At 60.5% G+C, this 17,573-nt stretch carries 17 protein-coding genes; 14 read left to right on the top strand and 3 right to left on the bottom strand.

From position 1 onward, the window contains the following. The 10 genes from N3C12_09375 to bfr all read left to right on the top strand — a co-directional run bounded on the left by N3C12_09375 (position 1) and on the right by bfr (position 8,706). On the top strand, positions 1-777 hold the full coding sequence (locus tag N3C12_09375; protein ID MCX8072648.1) for a thiazole synthase: 777 nt from the start codon (positions 1-3) through the stop codon (positions 775-777). Between the two features lie 47 nt (positions 778-824). Beyond that, a complete protein-coding gene (thiE, locus tag N3C12_09370; GenBank protein MCX8072647.1) occupies positions 825-1,469 on the top strand; it encodes a thiamine phosphate synthase in 645 nt (214 codons plus the stop codon). A gap of 122 nt (positions 1,470-1,591) precedes the next feature. Next, positions 1,592-2,530: an SDR family oxidoreductase gene (locus N3C12_09365; GenBank protein MCX8072646.1), complete on the top strand. Its 939-nt coding sequence runs from the start codon at positions 1,592-1,594 to the stop codon at positions 2,528-2,530. 32 nt (positions 2,531-2,562) lie between these two features. Further along, positions 2,563-3,516: an SDR family oxidoreductase gene (locus N3C12_09360; GenBank protein MCX8072645.1), complete on the top strand. Its 954-nt coding sequence runs from the start codon at positions 2,563-2,565 to the stop codon at positions 3,514-3,516. A 368-nt stretch (positions 3,517-3,884) separates the two neighbouring features. After that, the gene (locus N3C12_09355) at positions 3,885-4,337 is read left to right on the top strand and encodes a GNAT family N-acetyltransferase (GenBank protein ID MCX8072644.1); all 453 of its coding nucleotides are present in this window, start codon (positions 3,885-3,887) and stop codon (positions 4,335-4,337) included. A 234-nt stretch (positions 4,338-4,571) separates the two neighbouring features. Continuing rightward, positions 4,572-5,954: a hypothetical protein gene (locus N3C12_09350; protein ID MCX8072643.1), complete on the top strand. Its 1,383-nt coding sequence runs from the start codon at positions 4,572-4,574 to the stop codon at positions 5,952-5,954. After that, positions 5,935-6,510, top strand: coding sequence for an FMN-binding protein (locus N3C12_09345; protein MCX8072642.1), 576 nt, complete (start codon positions 5,935-5,937; stop codon positions 6,508-6,510). Before N3C12_09350 ends, N3C12_09345 begins: the two co-directional genes overlap by 20 nt. 3 nt (positions 6,511-6,513) lie before the next feature. Then, positions 6,514-7,038 carry a hypothetical protein gene (locus N3C12_09340; GenBank protein MCX8072641.1) on the top strand — a complete coding sequence of 175 codons (525 nt, stop codon included), beginning with the start codon at positions 6,514-6,516 and terminating at the stop codon, positions 7,036-7,038. Beyond that, positions 7,035-8,003 (top strand): FAD:protein FMN transferase, encoded by a 969-nt coding sequence (locus N3C12_09335; GenBank protein MCX8072640.1) that lies wholly within the window; start codon positions 7,035-7,037, stop codon positions 8,001-8,003. Before N3C12_09340 ends, N3C12_09335 begins: the two co-directional genes overlap by 4 nt. A gap of 232 nt (positions 8,004-8,235) precedes the next feature. Further along, positions 8,236-8,706: a bacterioferritin gene (gene bfr / locus N3C12_09330; protein ID MCX8072639.1), complete on the top strand. Its 471-nt coding sequence runs from the start codon at positions 8,236-8,238 to the stop codon at positions 8,704-8,706. Between the two features lie 63 nt (positions 8,707-8,769). Here the strand turns inward: bfr and N3C12_09325 are convergent, their stop codons facing one another. Beyond that, the gene (locus N3C12_09325) at positions 8,770-9,687 is read right to left on the bottom strand and encodes an ABC transporter permease (GenBank protein MCX8072638.1); all 918 of its coding nucleotides are present in this window, start codon (positions 9,685-9,687) and stop codon (positions 8,770-8,772) included. A 106-nt stretch (positions 9,688-9,793) separates the two neighbouring features. On the opposite strand from N3C12_09325, the gene N3C12_09320 reads away from it, so the two are divergent. The 3 genes from N3C12_09320 to N3C12_09310 all read left to right on the top strand — a co-directional run bounded on the left by N3C12_09320 (position 9,794) and on the right by N3C12_09310 (position 14,824). Then, complete coding sequence (locus N3C12_09320) at positions 9,794-11,623, top strand: DUF4838 domain-containing protein (GenBank protein ID MCX8072637.1); 1,830 nt, start codon at positions 9,794-9,796, stop codon at positions 11,621-11,623. Between the two features lie 19 nt (positions 11,624-11,642). Continuing rightward, on the top strand, positions 11,643-13,355 hold the full coding sequence (sppA, locus tag N3C12_09315; GenBank protein ID MCX8072636.1) for a signal peptide peptidase SppA: 1,713 nt from the start codon (positions 11,643-11,645) through the stop codon (positions 13,353-13,355). 173 nt (positions 13,356-13,528) lie between these two features. After that, entirely contained in the window at positions 13,529-14,824 is a 1,296-nt protein-coding gene (locus tag N3C12_09310; GenBank protein MCX8072635.1) for an MATE family efflux transporter, read from the top strand. 11 nt (positions 14,825-14,835) lie between these two features. On the opposite strand, the gene N3C12_09305 is transcribed toward N3C12_09310, so the two are convergent. Continuing rightward, the gene (locus N3C12_09305) at positions 14,836-15,420 is read right to left on the bottom strand and encodes a GNAT family N-acetyltransferase (protein MCX8072634.1); all 585 of its coding nucleotides are present in this window, start codon (positions 15,418-15,420) and stop codon (positions 14,836-14,838) included. A gap of 8 nt (positions 15,421-15,428) precedes the next feature. Further along, positions 15,429-16,508 (bottom strand): aspartate-semialdehyde dehydrogenase, encoded by a 1,080-nt coding sequence (asd, locus tag N3C12_09300; protein ID MCX8072633.1) that lies wholly within the window; start codon positions 16,506-16,508, stop codon positions 15,429-15,431. A 104-nt stretch (positions 16,509-16,612) separates the two neighbouring features. On the opposite strand from asd, the gene N3C12_09295 reads away from it, so the two are divergent. Then, entirely contained in the window at positions 16,613-17,572 is a 960-nt protein-coding gene (locus N3C12_09295; GenBank protein MCX8072632.1) for an ABC transporter ATP-binding protein, read from the top strand. Position 17,573 lies beyond the last annotated feature (1 nt).

Genomic DNA, 17,573 nt, shown 5'->3' with positions numbered 1-17,573 from the left:
ATGGAAGACCTGTTGCGCATCGCCGATAAGGAATTTCGCTCCCGCTTGATCGTGGGCACAGGCAAGTACCGCGACTTTGAGGAGACCCGCCGCGCCGTCGAGGCTTCTGGGGCTGAGATTGTCACTGTAGCCGTGCGGCGGGTTAACGTAACAGCGCGTGACCGCGAAAACCTGCTCGACTACCTGAACCCCCACCGACTCCTGATCCTACCGAACACCGCGGGCTGCTACACGGCCGAGGAGGCTGTGCGCACGGCTCGCCTGGCTCGAGAGGCGGGTGTTGGCAACTGGGTAAAACTAGAAGTCATCGGCGACGACAAGACCCTATTTCCAGATGTACCGGCAACCATCGAAGCAGCCCGCATTCTGGTACGCGAAGGCTTCGTCGTACTGCCCTATGTTAACGACGACCCGGTTGCGGCCAAAAAACTTGAGGAAATCGGCTGCGCGGCGGTCATGCCTCTTGCGGCTCCGATCGGTTCAGGGTTGGGGATCCGCAACCCGTACAATTTGATGATTATTCTCGAGCAAAGCCGCGTGCCGGTGATTGTCGATGCTGGGGTGGGAACCGCGTCCGACGCGGCCGTGGCCATGGAGCTCGGGTGCGACGCCGTACTGATGAACACCGCAATTGCGGGTGCTCAAAACCCCATCCTCATGGCTGAAGCCATGCGCCAGGCGGTAGAGGCCGGGCGCAAGGCATTTCTCGCTGGTCGCATTCCGCGCAAGTTGTACGCTACGGCCTCGAGCCCACTCGAAGGAGTCGTCGGGCGTTAACAACTGCGGACACGGCAAGCTCACGGCCTCGCCGATTCGGCAAAACGATGCCCGCTGTTCCTCAGCTCTACCTCGTCACCGATCGGCATCGAACAAACGGGCGAGCGCTACCCGAGGTTGTGGAGCAAGCACTGCGTGGCGGAGTGGATGCAGTGCAGCTGCGGGAGAAGGATCTGCCCGGGCGTTCATTCTGGGATCTCGCACGGGAGCTTCGGGCCCTCTGCGAGCGGTACGGCGCACTGCTCCTCGTGAATGATCGGCTGGACGTTGCCAAGGCCGTGGGCGCCGACGGCGTGCACCTTCCCGTGCAGTCGTTCACACCACGGGAGGCGCGAGCAATTCTTGGGCGCTCCGCGATCGTTGGCTGCTCGTGTCATAGCCTGGAGGAAGCTCTGCGGGCGACAGACCAGGGAGCAGATTTTCTTGTGTGCGGGCCGGTCTTTGACACTCCCTCGAAACGCGCCTTTGGGCCACCGCTTGGACTGGAGCAGCTCCGCGACATTTGCGCCCGGGTTTCCATTCCCGTGCTTGCCATCGGCGGAGTGACTGCGGAAACGATCCCGGTCGTTCGTAGTTCCGGCGCTTACGGTATCGCTGTCATTCGAGCGGTGTTGGAGGCGCCGTCACCTTTCGAGGCAGCGCGTCAACTGAAACACGCCTTAACCTCCTCCGGAACCCACAGCGAACATTGACGGCCAGTGGGCGCCACACACGCCGCGGTCGTTCGCTACCATACCCGGCCTTTCTTGACTCAACCTCGCCGCCTTCCGTACAACTGCTCGCAACCACTTTTGGGAGGTGCACGGTGCCGGGAATGCTGGATGGCCGAGTGGCTGTGGTCACAGGAGCGGGAAGAGGAATCGGGCGTGCCGTTGCGCTCGCTCTAGCCGAGGCTGGGGCCAAGGTGGTTGTTAACGACTACGGAGTCGACGTGCATGGGCAAGCGCCCACCACCGGGCCAGCCTTCGATGTAACGAAGGAAATCCAGGATCGAGGCGGAAGCGCGGTCGCGAATACCGACTCGGTGGCGACCTGGGAAGGGAGTGCGCGCATCATTCGCACGGCCGTAGACACCTTCGGACGAATCGACATCTTGGTGACGTGCGCTGGGATTTTGCGCGACCGCATGATCTTCAACATGACAGAAGAGGAGTTCGATGCGGTCATCGCTGTGCACTTGAAAGGGACGTTTTGCTGCATCCGCCACGCAGCGCCTCTCATGCGGGAACAGCGCTACGGACGAATTGTCACATTCACTTCGGGCGCCGGTCTGTTTGGCAACCCTGGGCAGTCCAATTATGGCGCAGCCAAATCGGGGATCGCCGGGCTCACCAAAGTCGTGGCGCGGGACTTAGGAAAGTATGGCGTCACTTGCAACGGAATTGCTCCGGTTGCCGCAACCCGCATGACGTTAACTGAGGAGTTTCTCCGCGCCCGGGAAATTCGCCGGCAGCAGGGCATCATTCGTGAGGAGCGTGCCTTGGCCAAGCTAGAAGAGTTGAAGCCGGAGGACGTGGCCCCCATGGTTGTCTTTCTCGCGAGCGATTACGCCGCCAATGTGAATGGGCAGTTTTTCCTGTGTGCCGGAGGATCGGTTTCGCTGCTTTCGCAGCCGCGGCCAATCAAAACGATCTTCAAGCCCGAAGGCAGGTGGACGCTGGATGAGTTAGACCGGATCGTTCCGTCCACGCTCGCCGAAGGGTTGGTAAACCCCGCTCCGCCGCGAGAACAAGCTACCACGAGCAGCAATTAAGCAACGCCAACGGCAAGTTTTAGGAGGCAGCCATGGGTCAGCGGTTACGAAACAAAGTGGCCATCGTCACTGGTGCTGGGCGCGGCATTGGTCGCGGGATCGCGCTGTTGTTGGCCGAGGAGGGGGCAGCGGTTGTCGTCAACGACGCTGGTGTGAATGTGGACGGTAGCGGCGGCGAAACCACGCCAGCCGAGCGGGTGGTGGAAGAAATTCGTGCACGTGGCGGCCAAGCCGTGGCGAACTACGATAATGTTGCCGATTTCCGTGCGGCAGAAAACATCATCGAAACGGCGGTACGTGAGTTCGGTCGAATCGACATCCTTGTGAACAACGCGGGCATCCTACGCGATCGCATGGTGTTCAATCTCAGCGAGGAAGACTGGGACGCTGTCATTGCCGTCCATCTGAAGGGAACATTCAACTGCACTCGGCACGCGGCGGTGCGCATGCGCCAGCAGAAGTCCGGGAGGATCATCAGCATGTCCTCGACCTCCGGTCTGTATGGCAATTCCGGTCAAGCAAACTATGGAGCGGCGAAGGACGGGATTGCGGGTTTGACGCGCGTTGTTGCACGCGAACTGGGGAAGTACGGGGTGACGGTGAACGCCATCGCTCCGGCAGCGCAAACCCGAATGATTGCCACGATTCCGCAAAAAGCCCGTGAAGCACGAGCCAAACGTGGCGTGGCCTTGCCTGGCCAGCAAACCAGCGAGCTTCCACCTCTGCCTGCCGATCCCGACGACGTCGCTCCGTTTGTCGTGTACCTGGCCACGGACGCAGCGGCGAATATCAACGGCCAGATTTTCTTCGTCCGTGGCGGCTTCGTGGCTTTGCTCAACGATCCGGCTCCGGTTCGAACCATCATCAAGGACGGCCGCTGGACGCCACTCGAAATTGCTCAAATTTTTCCGCATACGCTCGGTCTGGACTTGGTGAATCCCGCGCCCGCACAGCCACCTGCGGAGACAGCATCGAAGCCAGGTTGACGCATGTGACGGCTTCGCGGGTCAACCCATGCGGGCCCCGGCTTTGGATGGCCCGAAGCCCTCTTACGACCGGTTACCGTCTCACGCGGTGCGTGTATTTCATCCTCCCCGCCATTCGTCTGCACCGTGAGGACAAAATAGCCCCGTGCTCCTTCGGACAGGAAGAGGGAATCTCACAGCGGACAGCATGCACTCACGCTCAGCCTTTCTTCCCGGCCGCGGTAGTAGGAGTGGTAGGAACCGTGTTCTCTCGGGTCAGTACCCACCCGTGGTCTCGGCAATTGAAACTCGGCATCCAGGACCCAGCAAACAAACTCCTCCCGCGCACCCGGATGATGTGAAACCAACCACACGAGGGATCTCACGCGTTGCCTAGCGCTGAGAAGGCACCTGACGACCTGAAAATTGTTGTTGCGGACTCGGCGCAGCGCCGGGCACAGGCGGCGGCGATTCGTGTGGCCGTGTTCGTCGAGGAACAAGGGATTCCCTTGTCTGCTGAGTTCGATTTGGAGGATTTTGTTGCGGTCCACGTGCTGGCGTTGCGAAAGGACGAGCCCGTCGGGACGGCTCGGGCGCTGCTCCGTGGTGAGACGGCCCGCCTCGGACGGATCGCGGTTCTCCCGGTACATAGAGGTCGCGGAGTTGGTGCTGCGCTCGTAGACTTCCTCTGCAACCACTGCGTGGCACACTCTGTGCGCCGCGTGATTGTTCATGCCCAGCTCCGAGCACTACCGTTCTACCAACGACTGGGTTTCATGATCACAAGCAGCGTTTTCGCCGAAGATGGCATCGCTCATTGCCGGATGGAGCGCACCCTGTAGCGCTGCTGAGAAACTGTAGCTTCCGATCGTCCCTCAGTCGCAGAGGCAAAGTTCCAAGCCGCCTCTTACCGCACGCTCCCCCTCCCTTCCCGCGGGCGATGTCCCCAATCGGGCCAGGCATGCTTGACGAACGGACCAGCCTTGAGTACAAGGCCGCAACGTGTTGAAAATGAGTTTCAAAATCTGGGCAGAAGCAGATTGTTAGCCAAAGGTACGAGGAGAAAGGAGGGAACCGTGAAGAGACTGGCTGCGGGGATCGCGGCGCTGCTTTTCCTCAGTTTGCCCGCCCTGTCCAACGCGGAGCAGGGCCGCACCACACAGGACCGCTTGGAGGAACTGCAAAGGCAGCAACAAAAACTGCGAGACGAGGTCGAGCGCCTGAGGCGGCAACTTGAAGCGCCGCAAGCGGATCGCAAGCGCATCGATGAAGTTGAGCGCCGGCAAACGATTATGACGGATGAGCTGAGGCGTTTACGAGAGGCATTTGTTTTGCCGGAAACACGAGAATTAAAGAGCTTTTACGGGCTCGGCCCGGCAGCGTCGAAGGTCTACGGGCTGGAGCGCGGTCTTTCCATTGGAGGTTACGGGGAAGCGAACTTGCGGACCGTTGTCGGCAATAAAGGAAACGACAGCGACGTGTTCGATTTCCTGCGTCTCGTGCTTTACGTGGGCTACAAGTTCAACGACTGGATTGTGTTCAACTCCGAGACTGAGTTCGAGCACGCGAGCACCGGAAAGAGTGGCGAAGTCTCTGTGGAATTCGCCAACCTCGACTTTCTTCTACATCAGCACGCAAACGCCCGCTTCGGCCTGTTGCTTGTGCCCGTCGGCTTTATCAACGAGATCCACGAACCGCCGTTCTTCTTTGGCAACGTTCGTCCCCCAGTGGAAACTGTGATTCTTCCCACCACGTGGCGTGCGAATGGTTTCGGATTCTACGGCGAACTCCTTCCGGGCCTTACTTACCGCACGTATGGCATCACCAGCCTCGATGCCAGCGGTTTTCGCTCCAGTGGCATCCGGGGGGGCAGGCAAAGTGGCAGTCTGGAGCGGGCTGAGGACTTCTCGTGGGTCGGGCGCTTGGACTATGCATTCTTACCCAATTCCTTCATTGGGGCCGCGGCGTACGTTGGAGACCAAGGGCAAGGCCGAGCGTATGGCGGAGGGGCTCTCGGCCAGCGGCAAGTGGGTGCTTTCATGCAGCTTTACGAGGGCCACGTACAGCTCCGCTGGCAGCGACTCGAGTTTCGCGCCCTTGGCGCAGTGACGTTGTTGGACAATGCGACGCGGCTCAGCGTTGATCCCACGATCAATCAAACCATCGGTAACCGTATGCTCGGGTACTATGCCGAGATCGGCTACGATGTTTTGCCGTGGATCATGCCCGGTACAACTCAGTATCTCGCACCCTGGTTCCGCTATTCGCACACCGATACTCAGCAGGGCGTTCCTGCGGGACTCGCTTCCGATAACCGCCAGAACCGCGACTACTTCGAGGCGGGGCTCCAATACAAACCGATCCCGCAAGTGGTGCTCAAATTGGATTATCGCAATCTCGATGCAGAAACCGGCACGCTGCCCGACGAGGTCCGCATTGGTGCGGGGTTCGTGTTCTAAATCCGCTCTGGGGCACATCGTCGCCCTGATTTTCCTCGGGCTAAACGCATTTTTGCTCGTCGCGAGCGTGCATGCCGTGGTGCTGCACTCTCGCGACGAAGCTCTGTCCATGGCGTTTCCGAACGCAGACGAGGTTCGCCCCCTCGACTTCTACCTCACTCCGGAGCAACGGTCCGAAATCGAGCAGCATGCACGTGCCAAGCTCGAGTCGAACCTCCTAACGGTTTATGCCGGCTTTCAAAAAAGCGTGCCCGTGGGTTACGCGCTTTTGGACACGCACGTCGTACGCACACTGCCGGAAACGCTGCTGATTGTCCTGAGTGCCGAGGGTACGGTGAGTGCGGTCCACTTACTGGCCTTTTACGAACCGCCCGAATACGCGCCCCCCGAGGATTGGCTTAAGAAGTTCGTGGGGGCGAATGCCGAGCAGCTCGCTGGGCCCGGCGTAAAGGCCATTGATGCGATTGCGGGAAGCACATTGACTTCTCGCGCTGTCATGCAGGCGGTGGCGCGCGCAGTGGCCATTCACTCGGTGCTTCTGAAAGGAAGGCAGTAACCTGTGCGCTTTGTGATCACCGGAGAATGGACACGAAATCGGCTCCTCAAAGTGATCATCTGGTGCTTTCTTGTATACACACTGGTGCTTTGGCTTACCAACGCCGGGCTTTACTTCTATCGCATGAACCTCACGCCGAGCTCAGTCGTGGAGTACTACCGGGGAAGCGAGGAAAAGTTCTTGCAGCCCCGCTCGCTCCTAGGGTTACTGGAACAGCTGCATTTCCATACGTTTGCCATGGGGATCTTACTCCTCACGCTGACGCACCTTCTCTTGTTCGTACCAGTCTCCATGCGCGTCAAAGCGGCGGGCATCGCGGGAACGTTCTCTTCCGCGCTGGTTGGTGAGCTCTCTGGTTGGGGTGTTCGCTTCGTACACCCGGCCTTTGCCTACCTCAAAATCGCCGCCTTCGTCACGTTACAGGGCGCGGTTCTCTGGATCATGGTGTTGGTCGCTTGGGCCCTAGTCAGGGGCGCCCCAAGCGCCTACGGTCGCCCACCCACGCAACCTCGGTACCCGTTAGAATGATTCGGCACGCGCTCTGCACCTTGACCTTCCTCCTCTTCGTTCTCGGGCCCTCACAGGGCGCGGCGCACCCGGCCGTCGCCATCGAAGGACAGGTGGTCATGGGCACCGTGATCGAGGTCACGGTCGCAGCGGCGAGTCCGCAGGACGCCCAAGCCATAGCGCGCGAGGCCGTCACAATCGCTCGATATTGGGATGAGGTGTTGAGTCCCTTCTTGCCTTACTCCGAGCTGTCCCGCCTCCACCAGCACGCTACGCACCCGATTTACCCGAGTGAAGCGTTGCGTTGGGCTTTACGGAGGGCCGTGGATCTCTCGCTGGCCACCCGTGGTGCGTTCGATCCTGCATATCGTTCGACCTTTTCCGCTACCCATCCGTCGGAACCCGCGATGCCTCGTATCCTGGAGGTGATAGAGTGGCGCGAAGCTGGCGTGCGCCTCAGTCCCGGAGGGAGCATCGATCCCGGCGCGTTCGGCAAAGGCATCGCCTTGGATGCCATCGCCAGTTGGGCACGCGCACGCGGCGCGCAAGAGATCTTTGTGAACTTTGGTGGTTCGAGTTTCCTTCGCGAGGCGGAGCCGCGGTTCCGGGGTCAGCCCCGACGCGTCCTCCTACCCGATGCAACCAGCCAGCCCTTAGGCATCGCCGAACTCGACTCCGGATCCCTATCAGTCTCGACGAGCGGCCAACACGACGATGCCACACCCATTGTCGATCCCACCACAGGTAAAGCTGTCGGTCCGCGGCGGATGGCGGCGGCGTGGGCCACGGATGCCACCTCTGCGGATGCTTGGTCAACCGCCTTGATCGTATTGGGCTCGTCCGGGATTCCACTGGCCCAAGAACAAGGGGTTGAAGCGCTGGTCTGGGACGAAGGGGGTGTTGCCACAACAAAACATTTTCCGTGGAGGCGAGCGTCGCCTCATGATGCAACGAATCTTTCACGTCTGGAGGCTGGAAACCAATGATCGTGTGTCTTTGCACGGGGCTTACCGACCGGTGCGTGGCCCAGCGAGTCGCTGGTGGGCTGACCGACCCCGCCCGGCTCTTACGGGAAACGCGCGCAGGCCGCTGCAATGCCGCTTGCCGCGCGGAGTTAATTCGGCTTGTGCGCGAGTTCAACGGTGCACGTCCGGAAGCGCAAAGGCTTGCCTCGCCGCCCCATAACGGGCATGAGTCTGCAGGCGGGAGACGTGAGCCATGAAGGGAAATGCAAAGTTAATCGAAATGCTCAACGAAATTCTCACCGGGGAGCTAACGGGCATCAACCAGTACTTCGTCCATGCCAAGATGTGCGAGAACTGGGGATACAAGCACCTCTACGAGAAGATCCGCAACGAGTCGCTTGAGGAAATGAAACACGCGGACGAGATCATCGAGCGCATCCTCTTTCTGGAAGGCGTGCCCAACATGCAGCGCCTTGGAAAGGTGCGCGTGGGGGAAACCGTACCCGAGCAACTCAAGCTGGACCTTGCATTAGAAAAAGAGGCAGTCGAACGCCTCAACCGTGCGATTGCCCTCGCAGTGGAAGTTGGCGACAATGGGACGCGTGAACTTCTCGAGTCCATCCTCACCAGTGAAGAAGATCACATCGAATGGCTGGAAGCTCAGCTCACCCTGCTACGCCAGGTTGGGGAACAGAACTACCTCGCACAACAAATCCGCGATTGATGCTCTCGACCCCTCGGAATTGAGGGTAGCCCACGCGGGAGTTTCACAAAGGCACCACGGCGCTCACGCTGGGTCGCGCCCCAAGGCCAGTGGGGCGCGGGACTTCGCACCGTAACCAGCCAGCACCAGTAAGGTGAGAACGTAAGGCAGCACAAGCGCCGCCTGGTAGGGAATGGCAATACCCAGCGCCTGCACATGAAACTGGAGCGCGATGGCAAAGCCAAACAGGGTGGCAGCCGCCAACACTCCCCAAGGCGACCATCCTCCAAAAATGACAATCGCCAGGGCAATGAATCCCCGTCCTGCAGACATCCCCTCAACGAACGTTTTCGCATACGCGAGCACAAGGTACGCACCGGCAAGACCTGCCAAAGCGCCACAGGTCACCAACGCCACCACACGCGTTCGACCGACGCGGACACCCTGTGCTGCCGCTGCGTAGGGATCTTCTCCAGTCATCCGCCAGCGTAATCCGGGGAGCGTGCAATACAAAGCCCACCACAAAAGGGGCACGAACAACAGCGCGATATATCCGACGACCGGTTGGTTCCCCAACGCCGCTCCCACCCAGGGAACGGACGACAGCCCGGGGATCAGCAGATGATCGAATCCCTTTACCATGAGCGCCGAACCTGTCACGCCAAACGCCCCACGGTAGCCAACTCCCGTTGCTCCTAAGGCAAGCAGGTTCAGGGCGGTCCCACACACAACCTGGTTGCCTCCGAGAAGAACAACAGCCACGGCCAATAGCAACCCGAGAGCCGCGCCTGCAGCGGCCGCAGCCAGCAGCCCGAGCCATGGCCCCCCGGTGAAATAGGCGATGGACATCGCCGCAAACGCCCCCGCAAGGATCATCCCCTCCAAGCCAATATTTACGATTCCCGCCCGCTCGACGAGCAGCTCTCCAAGCGCCGCGAGCAACAGTGGCACCATCATGGCCACCGTGGCTTGCAACAGACTCGCGACGAGCGGTTGCTCCATGAATCCGATCGATATCGCTCCGTTGGCACTGGCTCCAGGGCCGTAAGCAGGACTCTTGCTTGGCACAGCCGATTGTTTCGAGTAGCAAGCCACGCGGGACCCTAAAATGACGACGATGCACTACCGGGCTAACGAAGAAAGCTCCGTTTGGAGTGCCGATCAAATTGCGGGCTGCACCATCTACATTCCTGCTCAGCCCGACTCGGTTCTCGATTTTGCTGCCCATGAGCTCAGCATGTACCTTCACCGCTTGACTGGCGCTTGTCTTGCCGTGCGTCGGTTGACTGACTTGCCAACCCACTGGTTGCTCCTAGCCGCACACCCACTCAACTTCCCAAGCCCCGCACGGCTTCCAGATCCTGGCAGCTTTGCACTCGACGCCAGTCGTGACGCAATTGTCGTGCGCGGGGGAAGCTCGACAGCAACGTTGCATGGCGTTTACAGCCTGTTGGAGCAGCTTGGTTGCGCCTGGTCCGTAAGCGGACGTCTGCATGAAATCGTCCCCACCCACCGGGTGGAGCACTTCCCCTTTCTACCCACGGACTTTTCACCCTGTTTCCAGTCGGTCGCTTACTGCAGCGACATCGTCACCTGGCATTACACGCAACCCGAATTACTGCGCGAGCGCGTCCACGAGGACCTGGAACTGGCCGATTGGATGGCAAAAACTGGTGCGACGCGCTTCTTCTTTATCCGCCACCCGTTCGACTCAGCCTCGACAATCCGCGAACTGCAAGAAGCGTTCGCCACCCGCGGCATTTCTGTCGAAGTTGGCGGACACATCCTCCCCCTCCTTCTCCGCCGGGATTGGTTCGTGCAGCACCCGGAATATTTTCCCGCGACGGGTCAGGGCGAGCGCACGAACTTAGGAAACATGTGCGCCAGCCAGCCCCGTGCGCGGGAATTGATCGCAAATGAAGCCTTAGAGTTCGTTGCGGAAACTGGCCCGGTCGCGGCTTTGCACCTGTGGGGCGCTGACGTTCTAGGCGCCGCTTGGTGCCGGTGCAAAGCATGCGAGCAGCTCACTCCACAGGAGCAAAGCTTGTTGGTCTGCAATGCAGTCGCGGAGCGGTTCGAGCGAGAAGGGCTACGCACACCCGTTTACTACCTGGCCTACCATGACACGATGGAGCCGCGCTTGCGATTCCAACCCCATCCTCAGGTTTGGTGCGAGTTCGCACCACGGGAGCGCTGCTATGGCCACTCCCTCGGCGATCCGCGGTGCGGGACCAACCGCTACTACTACGATGCCCTCTATGGGTATCGCGAGCGTTTCGCCGGACGCGTGCGCGCCTTCGAGTACTACGGGGATGCCATCTTATTCTTTGGCTGCCTCGTGGCTATCCCTCGCGTGATTGCACGCGATCTGGCTACGTACCACGCGGCGGGAGTGAAGGAGATATCGTTCCTCCAGTTTGGCCAATACAGCCGCTGGGCTTATGCTTGCAACTTCGCCGCGTTTGCAGCCGCCGCGCGCGGACGAAAGCCCGAGCGAGCGCTCCACGATTTGTGTAAGCAATGGCATGACAACCCGGAGGTGTTGGAGCAAGCGTTTCGTAGCCTCGAGGAGTTGAGCGAACTGCTCGTGCGCTACGGGGACGTGCGGCTCAAGCCAAAACGACGCGTGCAGCAACAAGAGCTGCGCGCTGCCTTGACCACAAGTCTACCCCGCTTCGCCACTGTTGCTGCTGAGATGGAATCGGTGCGTTCGCCTCGGTTGCTCGCACTCTCTCTTTTGATCCGATACACGCAAACGATTTTCGAAGGCGTAGCCCACGAGCTCGAAACTGGGAGTAACGCCGCAGCCATTTTCGCCCGTGCCCTAAAGATCCTCGAGCCCGTAGACCGCACCTTCAAAGGCGTCTGGGGAAACGCCGATCTGGCAGTGATTCATGACCTTTATGCTGCGGCGGCCCACCTCCCGGGCTGGGGCTAAGCTGATGGCGGAATGATCGATGGCGCGAATATTACGTCGACGTAAAATTCTCATGCTCTTGTTTTTGGCCCTCATGGCTGTAGGGCTATGGACCTACATTCGCCGCGGGCCCCACGTCAGCCCGGGCTCCGTCTTGCTCGTCACCCTGTCAGGATCCTATCCCGAGTCTCCTCCTGAGGGACTATGGGCCAAAGTCTTCGCTCCCCGCGAAACCACTCTACCGGAATTGGTGCTCACGCTCCGAAGAGCCACGGTAGATCCGCGAATCCGGGCGATTGTTGCCCGCTTCACTGAGCTCGATGTGGGCTGGGCGAAAGCGAACGAGATTCGTGACCTGTTGGCGGCGGCCCGCCGCAAGGGGAAAACCACAATCGCGCTGTTGGAAGCGGACCTGGGCAATGCCAACTTGCCTTACTACATCGCCACCGCATGTGAGCGTGTCTACGTTGCCCCTGGCGCCCACGTCGCACTGCGTGGACTTGTTGCCCGCTACTTCTTCCTAGGCGGCCTTTGGGAAAAACTTCACATCGAAATGGATGTGGAAAAGATCGCCGAATACAAAACCGCTGGCGACACGCTTGCGGGTAAGGAGATGTCCGCGGCGCACCGCGAGATGGCAAACTCGCTGCTCGATAGCGTGGAGGAATTGTACCTGGGCACCGTTGCCATGGCCCGTGGAGTTGGCGCCGAGGAGATCCGCGCTGTGATTCACGACGTTGGCCCTTCGGGTGCCGCGCAACTGTTGCAAGCAGGGCTGGTGGATGGTGCCAAGTACCTCGAGGACTTGTGGTCAGAGCTCGGGGTAGAACGGGATCTAATTGTCACCTCCGAAACGTACGCGCGGGTAGCGGCCCGGGCACTCGGATTAGAAACTGGGCCGAGAGTGGCAGTGATTCTTGTCTCCGGCACGATTGCTTCTGGCGAGAGCCAAGGCAGCGGGGCAGGAAGCATTGCTGGGGCGGATACAATTCGGGCTGCGCTGGACGAGGCGAGTCGCAACCGAGAGATTCGTGCCATTATCCTGCGTGTGGACAGCCCAGGGGGCTCCGCACTCGCCGCCGACATGATTTGGCGTGCCGTCCGCGAGGCACGACGCCGCAAGCCTGTCATTGCCGCTTTCTCAGACGTTGCCGCATCGGGCGGCTACTACATTGCCAGCGGCAGCACAAAAATTGTCGCTCAGCCTGGCACCCTGACCGGCTCGATTGGTGTCGTGTTCGCAAGGCCGATGATCCGCGGGCTGCTCGCCAACTGGGGGATCACCATTGAGACGCTTGCCCGAGGTCGGCTCGCCACCCTAGACGATGTTACCTCTCCCCTCGATGACGAGACCCGCGACCGCCTGCGAAAAGAGGTGCAAGCTACCTACGAGCTGTTCCTCCAACGGGTCAGCGAAGGCCGTGGGCTCGCAAAGGAGCAAGTTCACGACGTTGGAAGAGGCCGGGTGTGGACCGGGTCGCAAGCGAAAGAGCGAGGGCTGGTCGACACACTCGGCGGCTTTTACACCGCCGTAGAACTGGCCAAGCAAGAAGCAGGCATCCCTGCTGAAGAAGATCCGGAGCTCATCTTTTTGCCTCCTCCTCGGCCCTGGTGGGAGGCGTTGGCGGAGAGCGCAATGCCGATTCGGGTTAGGTCCGTGCCAGCCGTGCTGTATCGGCTCTTCGCTGCTGTGCCCGGGGCATTCGAGCCTGGCCCAGAAGCCATTATGGCCGAGCAAGTTTGGGTACGGTGAAGCCAGGAGAGCAACCAACTGCTGGGGGTCGCGAACACCCCGGGCGCTGCACGGGAGCTGGCCGCGCCACAGCCCCACGAGTGCGAGGCGATGCGGCAGCGGCCGACACTGACGCTGCCGCCCTCCTACGCCTGCCTCCCACCCGAGCGGTTTTACGGTTGGCGCTCCCGACGATGTCCGTGATGCTCACAGCAGCCCTCTCTAACGCGTTGTACGCATATTATGTGAGCCGCCTCGGAGCGGAGGCCCTGGCTGCTGTGTCACTCGTGTTTCCCATTACGCTGATTGGCATCACTGCTGTTGGTGGCGGCCTCGGGGCTGGCACGGCCTCGGCAATTGCGCGTGCCTTAGGGAAGAACGACTCCGCGTTGGCCAACCTTGTCGCGGGCGAGGGTCTGAAGCTTTCGATTGCATTCGGGATCGCTTTCGGGGTCACCGTGTATCTCGTGGCACCCGGATTGTTCGCGCTCATGGGCGGGCAGGGGCGGGTTTTGAACCAGGCTGTGACCTTCGCGCGCGCGTTGTTTGCGGGTTCGTTCGTCTCGTTTTCAGCGGCGATCCTCGACAACATTATGCGTGCGGCCGGCGACAGCCGCACCCCGGCACTGTGGGCAACTGCCTCTTTGGCTCTTCAAGTTCTGTTGACCCCGATCCTCATGTTTGTTCTCGGATGGGGCCTGATTGGCGCGGCGGTGGCCACGATCTTGGCACAACTCGCTACCGTGGTCCCACGGCTCCGGTTGCTGCGCACCGGACTCGGTGCGAGCCGGTTGCGCCTTCGCTTTGGCCCGGTGGCAGGCAACACAGCCTACGCGATTTTGCAAGTCGCAACGCCCTCAGCCTTGTCCACATTCTCCAATTACCTCGGGCTGCTCGTGCTCACCGGTGTCGTTGCCCGCTTTGGGAACGCCCACCTGGCAGCTTATGGGCTTGGAACCCGCTTGGACTTCGTGCTGCTCTCTTTAACTTACGGCTTTGCGGCCGCTGTCCTTACCTTGGTTGGCATGGCCGTGGGCGCCGGTCAGATCGACCGCGCATGGCGCTACGTTGTTCACGCGGCCGCCTGGGCTGGGGCGGCACTCGGTATGGCCGGCGCACTCCTTTGCGCTTTCCCCAACTTGTGGCTTGCCTCGTTTACCCACGAGCCTGAGGTGCTCCAGGTGGGCGCTGATTACTTGCGCTGGGTTGCTCCCTCATACCCCTTTGTCGGCCTCACCATGGTCTGCGCCTTTGCCTTCCAGGGCACAGGGAACGCACTGCGACCGTTGGTTTGGACCTTGCTGCGGGTCACAGCAGTTGTATCCGCCGCCATCCTGGCGGTACGATTTTTCCAACTACCACCCCGGGCAGTTTTTGCCTGTGTCGGCTGCGGGAACGTCGCTTCGGGGCTCGTGCTCGTATGGCTCTTGCGGCGACACCTACGAACACTCGAAAGAACGGGCGCGGCGTTTCCTCTCGCACACGGATGACGAGGCCCTCGTCAGCGCACACACCGAATATGGTCCCTCCACAGCGAGTGCAATGGGTGGCGTGCCCACTCCAGGTTCGTCAAGGAGTACATGAGATGAGTCCTGGCATAAGCGGACTCCCTGCCGACCGTGGCCACCTCAGGCACCCTGCGCATGCCAAGCTTCTCCAGCGTGCGAAATGAACGGCGGTTCTGCGGCGCACACCGTGCGTCCACTCGCCGCAGGAGCTCGACCCTAAACGCGTAGTAGAGTAACGCCACTCCAGCCTCTAGGTTGAACCCTTGTCCCCAATACGGCCGAGCCAAAACGTAACCAATTTCTCCGACACCATCAATTTGACTACGGATGCGCAGCTCGAACGTGCCGATCACGCGCCGGCCGTCAACCAGCTCGACTGCAAAGGTCGCCCCGCGCCGGCGCACTGCCTGCGTTTGCCTGATAAAGGCCACACTATCCTCCACCGAGCTGTGCGGCGACCACTCCACAAACCGCGTCACACACGGATCGCTCGCGTATGCGAAGACGTCCGGGGCGTCCGCGTCCACAAGAGCGCGCAAGCGCAAGCGTGGTGTGTGCAGCTCCCATTCTGGGCGCACAGGACGACCTAGAGGTATTTTTCGACCGCGAGGTACTCCGCCACCAACACTGCCCCTTTTGCAGCACCCATTTTTGTGTTGTGCGACAGGAGGATGTATTTCACCCCCCGGGGCAGCGCCGCATCGGGTCGCAAACGACCGACGTGCGTGGTCATGCCACCATCCGCATCCCGATCTAATCGCGGCTGCGGGCGAAACGGATCCTCGTGAACCGTAATCATCCGCCGCGGCGAGGATGGGAGCCCCAGCCGAACAAAGCTTCTCCCAAACTCGCGGAAGCACTCCGCAACATCGCCGATCGATGCCTCTCGCTCGAGGGAGACAAAGACAGCTTCGGTATGGCCCTCGAGCACGGCGGCGCGTGTACACGTGGCACTTACAGGAAATTGCGCCGGCGCGATCCCACCTTCAACGAGATTGCCGAGAATCTTCCCGGTTTCGCGAGCCACCTTTTCTTCCTCACCGACGATGTAGGGAATCACGTTGTCAACAATGTCCAACGCCAAAACTCCCGGGGATCGCCCAGCACCCGAAATTCCTTGCATGGAGGTGACCAAGGCGCGCTCGATGCCAAAGTGATCGAACAAGGGCTTCAACGTGATCACCAGGCCCGTTGTCGTGCAGTTGGGTAAGGGGGTAATGAACCCGCCCCACCCCCGGCGTTTCCGTTGGATTTCCAGCAGCCGCGCGTGTTCCAAATTGACGCCTGGGACGAGGATCGGCACGTCTTCCTCGTAACGAAATGCCGACGCGTTGCTGATGACAGGCGTCGTGCGAGCCCACTCGGGCTCAAGCTCCCGAGCCACATCGGACTCCACGCAACTAAACACGACGTCGACGCCACGGAGGTTCAGCGTTGCCGCATCGTAAACCGGCATGCGCAACACATGCTCCTGCGGTTCTTCCGAACACCACCAGCGGCGCGCACCTGTCTTCTCATCGCGGATGGCTTCGCCGTAAGTTTTGCCCGCGGAACGTTCCGAAGCCGCCAGCAGTGCGATTTCAAACCAGGGATGATCCTGCAGGGCCACCACTGCTTGCTGCCCGGCAATTCCCGTTGCTCCCACAATGGCCACGCGTTTTTTCATCAGACGATCCTCAGCCAGTCGTAATAAGCGAGCTCGCCAACAACGGTCAATTGCGACGCCGTCATGTTGTCGCCCCGCCTGCGCTTCACTAGCATCACACGCTCATGATTGAAGTCCACCAGCTCACCAAGCGTTTCGGCTACTTCACCGCCATTTCCGATGTGTCCTTCCGCGTGGACGCTGGCGAGATTGTAGGATTCCTCGGGCCGAACGGGGCGGGCAAAAGTACAACCATGCGCATTCTCGGCGGCGTGTTCCCGCCCACGAGTGGCTCCGCGCGCGTTGCCGGCCACGATGTCGTTCAAGACTCTCTGCGTGCTCGCCAAGCGATTGGCTACTTTCCCGAGCGAGTGGCGTTGTACACCGACATGACGGTTCGAGAATATCTTGGTTACGTGGCGGACATGAAACACGTCCCTGCCAAGGAACAACACATGGAGATCAACCGGGCGATGGATCGCTGCGGCGTTGCGCATATGGCGCATCGGCTCATCGGCACACTTTCTAAGGGTTACCGACAGCGAGTAGGCATTGCTCAGGCCCTGCTAGGTAAGCCCAAAGTACTCATTCTTGATGAGCCCACCGCGGGGCTCGACCCGGAGCAAGTCACCGAAGTTCGCAAGCTCATCCGCGAGCTGCGCGGACAAAGCACGGTGATTTTGTCTACGCACATTCTGTCGGAGGTTGAAGCCACGTGTGACCGCGTTCTCATTATCAACCGGGGCCGGCTGCTCGCGGTGGACACTCCGGGAAACTTAAATCGGCGATTACGTCAACTTTCGCAAATTCATCTAGAGGTCAAAGCGCCGCTGCATGCACTTCTCGAAACCATCCGCCAGATTCCCGGGGTTGTTCGGGTCGAGGCCACCCATCATGATGGCGAAACGGTCTCCGTCACTGTCGGCAGTGATCCAGCAAGGGATATCCGGTCAACCATTGCAGAGCGCGTCGTCCGAGAGGGATGGGCCTTGTTGGAGCTCCGCCCACTCCAACTCAGCCTAGAGGATATCTTCCTCGAACTTGTGCACGGCACGGACCAGAATTCCTCCGCGGCAAGGACCTAGC

Source organism: Candidatus Binatia bacterium, assembly GCA_026415395.1.
GTDB lineage: Bacteria > Desulfobacterota > Binatia > HRBIN30 > HRBIN30 > HRBIN30.
This window is presented reverse-complemented; position numbering and strand designations above follow the sequence as displayed.